Raw genomic sequence first — 4425 nt, 5'->3', positions numbered from 1 at the left:
GGAAACTTTGAAGGTTGACGTTTTCGAAAGTTCTCCAATACCTGTCAGGAAAACACGGACGCCATCTTTCTCGGTGGATCTAGCCTTGCTGGGAGTCGCATTCGTTTGGGGGGCGAGCTATCCGGTCGGGAAAGGCGCACTGTTCTACGCGCCGGTTTCGATACTTGTTCTTTATCGCTTCCTGATTACTACGATCATTACGGCAGTGGCTGCAAGACATGAGATCGCATTGGTCTCCTGGGGCGATTTCATCCGCGGCTTCGCATTGGGAACAATACTTTTTTGCATCTTTATTGCTGAAACTTACGGCGTTGCATCGACAAGCGCAATGAACACGGCCTTGATCATATCGCTTTGTGTGATTTTCACGCCGAGCATCGACTATGGGCTATCACGGCGACTTCCACCTACGGGCATTTTGGCAAGTGCTGCCATAGCGTGCATCGGTGTCGGCATTCTCACTGGCGGGATCAGCAGGTTCAGCCCGGGTGACGCGCTTGTCTTGGGGGCCGCGATTCTGCGAGCGGTTATGGTCGTTTCCACCAAACGCCTTCTGGCCGGCCGGCAGATTTCATCTGCAGCCCTGACGGCCATCCAAGGATCGACGGTGGCAACACTTACTTTCGTTTTGGCCGTCGCTCAGTTCGGAATTTCAGGCCTTGTTGTGAGGGCCACCCTTCAGTTTTGGGGCGCTGTTGCCTTCCTTGCACTCTTCTGCACCCTCGCTGCATTCTACATTCAAAATGCCGCAGTGAGAAAATCCACACCGACACGGGTTGGCTTCTTGATGGGAACAGAACCTTTTTTTGGTTTCGTTCTAGCGCACCTTCTTCTGAATGAGCCTTTGACAGTACCGAGCTTGATAGGCGCAGGCCTCGTCCTCGCTGGGACGTTTGCTGGCATCTGGTTTGAGAGCAGGACATCCAAATGAACCCCATCTTGGCTTCCACCAAACCCGCCATCGGCGGCATTTCGAGTTTTGAAGATCTGGAGGCTTTTCCGGACCGAACCGCACCAGTTGCAACCATGTTCAGCGGCGGTCTCGACAGCACCTATCTTCTCTACAAGCTGCAAAGCCTTGGCTTTGCGAACATTGAAGCTGTCGCAGCGGATGTCGGAACGCGCATCGATCAGCCTTTGTTGGAACGGACGGCAGCCATGTTCGGCGCGCGCTTTGTCTGCCTCGAAGGGCGGGATGCCTTTGTCGAACAAGGCGTGAAATCAGCCATTCGAGCCCACGCCAAGTACCTTGGCATCTATCCGTTGAGCAGTTCGTTGAGCCGTCCCATAATCGCATCTTTGGTTGTTAATCATGCTAGGTCAATCAACTCACGGCTGGTTCTTCATACAGCAAACCTTTCTCAAAACAGTCTTCCGCGCCTTAACAATAGCATTAAGCGCTCAGGATTTTCCGGCAACTTCGGCAGTCCGTATGAATGCTCTGTGATATCCCGACAACAGAAGACCTCCGACCTGTCCAAGTGTGGAGCGACTTTTGTGGCGGACCGCACGTGGAGCGCGGACGAAAACCTCTGGTGTCGGGAATTCGAGTCGGGGCCTTTGGAAGATCCCGAGAACTTTTCCATCCCCGAGGAGGCATTTGCTTGGACGCGCCACATTCCCGCAGAGCAGCCGGTAGAGATCAAACTCGGGTTTGCAGACGGAAGTCTCGTGTCAATTGATGACCGTGATGTTGCATTGGTCGACGCAATCCCGTTCCTGAATAACACGGTCGGCAAATTCGGGCACGGCCGCTTTGTCGGGCTTGAACACATCACAACCGGCCAAAAGGTTCTCGAAGTCCGCGAGGCCCCTGCCGCGGCCATTATCTTCGACGCGCTGCGTCACCTCGAAACCGCTTCTCTTGACGTGGCATCAATCGTTTTGAAGCAAGGGCTTGAGCAAGCCTGGTCCCAAGAGGCGGTTTCAGGTGCATGGGGCAGTACTATTCACCAGATGTGCGAACGGGCCATTGCATCCGCCCTCGAGGGCGTTAGCGGGAGCGTCAGCTACATAGTCGACCACACACGCTTTTTACCTCGGTCGATCCGAGCCAGGACGCCGAGATACATTAGGGACCGCGACCTTTGGGAATACCAAGCCGCAACCCACATAGCGTTGTCCAAAGCGTTCCGTCCTCGCCAAGTCACCAAAAGGGAGACACCCGTGGAAAACAACGCACCCCAGGCGCCGGCCAACCTCAGTCAACAATGCACTGACGGTCTGGTGACAAATGGATGGTGGTTTTCAAAAGGCGAGCGCGCCGAAGCCTGCTTTGGCATCGAAATTGATGCAGCCTGGAAGAACTTTGCTGACCATTGGAATCGACTTCTTCTCGATGAATACATGCGTGACGGCGGAACATATCGTTACCGGCGCTATAGCGCTTTTGAATATGACGCGACTGACGGAATCTTTAGGCTCCTACCCCACGCCCCCTACGAACAATCAAAAAGTGTCAATCATCTGAATGGCGGCTTCAAGCGCCACTTCGAGCCCCTTGAAAACTCCTTTATAGACCATCCCGTCTTAGAAAAGATTCTGACAGGTTTCTGCAGAATTCTATGTGAAGCCGCCCGACATGATCGTTGGAATATCAAGATCCATCCCTACCGGATTGTCGCGCGCGATGGTGTAAACGGCAAACCGGCACCCGAGGGCCTTCACCAGGACGGGGTGGACTTCATTGCTTGCTATATGATTGGGCGGGTCAACGTCACCGGCGGCATGAGCATGATCACCGACGCCTCAAAGGAGTTCCTCGGCGAGGTCGAAATGAACTCCCCGAATGATTTTGTGATCTGCAACGACCGCGAAACCTTTCACGATGTATCGTCGATTGTGGCCGAAAACCTGAAAATGCCGTACGCTTATCGCGACGTCCTTGTGATCGCCTTCGAGAAATTATAACGCCCAGCGCGCCGAGAGCATTTTCAACAAGGTTCAATACTGCTTGGTATCCTCTCGGGTGTTCCTGGTGCGGGAACAATGCAGGATTAATTTCTTGCATCTAAACACCTAGATAGCAGTTTCGCCTCTCTGGTATGATGGTTTTTGGCCTCGCGGATCTCGCGTAATACGAATGACCGTGGACACCCCCGATCTTCGCAAGAAAGTGAGAAATTATCCTCATGCTGTCCGACGAGGTGGTCTGCGGCTTCGGAGGCACCGGGAACTGGTTTGGTAGCCAGACATTTGGGATGGAACCGGACATGCTCTCGATCGCCAGGGGGCTTTCATCCGGTCACCTGCCCATTGGCGGCGTCATTATCTCGACAAGATTTATCAATGCGCCGCTGACGAGGCCCACAAGGTCGGCGTGTTCGGTCACGGTTTCACCTACTCCGGTCATCCGGTGATAGCGGCCGTCGCCGCCGAGGCGATCAGGATCTACAGCGAGATCGATTTCGTGACCCAGGCGCGTCGTCTCGGCGATCACTTGCATGGAGCCCTCGCGGACGCGCTCGGCGACCATCCGCTTGTCGGTGAAGCCCGCGGCCGCGGCTTCATCGCGGGGGTTCAGATCGTCGAGGATCGTGCGCCCGTCGCGTCTTCGCGCCCGAGCTGAGGATCGGCGATGTCGAGCGGCGGTGCCGCGAGCACGGCGTCATGATCCGCAATATGGGAGACGTGCTTGGAATCTGTCCGCCCTATATAATCACCGAAAGCGAGATCGACCCCCTTGGTTGACGGCATTCGTTCTGCACTCGACGGCGCCGCTGCTGCGAATTCCCGGGTCGGTCGGGTGGCATGAGTTCCAGCATTAAGACCGACTGCTTCACTTCAGTGGATATTATCGAGCAAACGCTCACCCGAGGGGTGCACTTCATCCGTGTCCGGTACAAAACGTCACCCATGTCTCAGGTCGGGCACGCCGCTCGCCAACGACACCGAGTTCGGCCTCGCGGCCTACTTCTACACCGGCGATCTCGGTCGCGCCTTCCGCGTGATGGAAGGACTGAAGTACCGGCGTCAATGAAGGCCTGATCACCACGCCGGAGGTGCCGTTCCGCGGCGTCAAGGAATCGGGCCTCGGCAAGGAAGGCGGCCTCCAGGGCATCGTGGATTATCTCGACACCAAACATGTCTGCATCGGCGGTCTCGGCCTCTAGTGGTTCCCGCCTGACATAGGAGCCCAATCAGAGATTCCCTTTCTGGCCTGCGCGTGCGAGTCTGGCGCATGCGCACAGGAAGATCGTTCACCGTTTCGTCGGCCGGATCGCAACGCCCCGCAAAAGCATGTCTGGCGCGCCGAGATCGTGCTTTTGCCCGCCGACGGCGTCGGCACCGGCGAGGTCATGCGCCGCATCGGCAAGTCGAAGACCGACGTCTGGCGCTGGCAGGAGCGCTTTGCCGCGGAAGGCTGTGACGGGCTGCTGCGCGACAAGACGCGACAGTGGCGCATTCCGCCGCTCGGTCCCGATG

4 protein-coding genes and 2 pseudogenes are annotated in these 4425 nt (G+C 56.4%); all 6 read left to right on the top strand.

All coding sequences use genetic code 11. The annotated features are described in order from the left end of the window. Positions 1–7: 7 nt before the first annotated feature. Positions 8–931, top strand: coding sequence for a DMT family transporter (locus EOB49_RS33070; protein WP_127383426.1), 924 nt, complete (start codon positions 8–10; stop codon positions 929–931). Beyond that, entirely contained in the window at positions 928–2910 is a 1983-nt protein-coding gene (locus tag EOB49_RS33065; protein WP_063169298.1) for an argininosuccinate synthase-related protein, read from the top strand. The genes EOB49_RS33070 and EOB49_RS33065 overlap by 4 nt, the downstream gene beginning before the upstream one ends. Positions 2911–3131: 221 nt before the next feature. Then, the gene (locus EOB49_RS38730) at positions 3132–3359 is read left to right on the top strand and encodes an aminotransferase class III-fold pyridoxal phosphate-dependent enzyme (protein ID WP_281060627.1); all 228 of its coding nucleotides are present in this window, start codon (positions 3132–3134) and stop codon (positions 3357–3359) included. After that, the gene (locus tag EOB49_RS38725) at positions 3320–3568 is read left to right on the top strand and encodes an aminotransferase class III-fold pyridoxal phosphate-dependent enzyme (RefSeq protein WP_063169297.1); all 249 of its coding nucleotides are present in this window, start codon (positions 3320–3322) and stop codon (positions 3566–3568) included. The genes EOB49_RS38730 and EOB49_RS38725 overlap by 40 nt, the downstream gene beginning before the upstream one ends. 309 nt (positions 3569–3877) lie before the next feature. Next, a pseudogene (locus EOB49_RS33055) lies at positions 3878–4112 on the top strand (aldehyde dehydrogenase family protein); the annotation flags it as partial. A gap of 68 nt (positions 4113–4180) precedes the next feature. Beyond that, a pseudogene (locus EOB49_RS33050) lies at positions 4181–4425 on the top strand (helix-turn-helix domain-containing protein); the annotation flags it as partial.

This window comes from Mesorhizobium sp. M7A.F.Ca.MR.148.00.0.0, assembly GCF_003997735.1.
Lineage (GTDB): Bacteria > Pseudomonadota > Alphaproteobacteria > Rhizobiales > Rhizobiaceae > Mesorhizobium.
The sequence above is the reverse complement of the archived record's forward strand: the minus strand, read 5'-3'. Positions and strand labels throughout refer to the sequence as shown.

Coding starts and splice junctions, on each gene's coding strand:
- EOB49_RS33065 (WP_063169298.1), top strand. CDS start 928: ATGAACCCCATCTTGGCTTCCACCAAACCCGCCATCGGCGGCATTTCG.
- EOB49_RS38730 (WP_281060627.1), top strand. CDS start 3,132: ATGCTGTCCGACGAGGTGGTCTGCGGCTTCGGAGGCACCGGGAACTGG.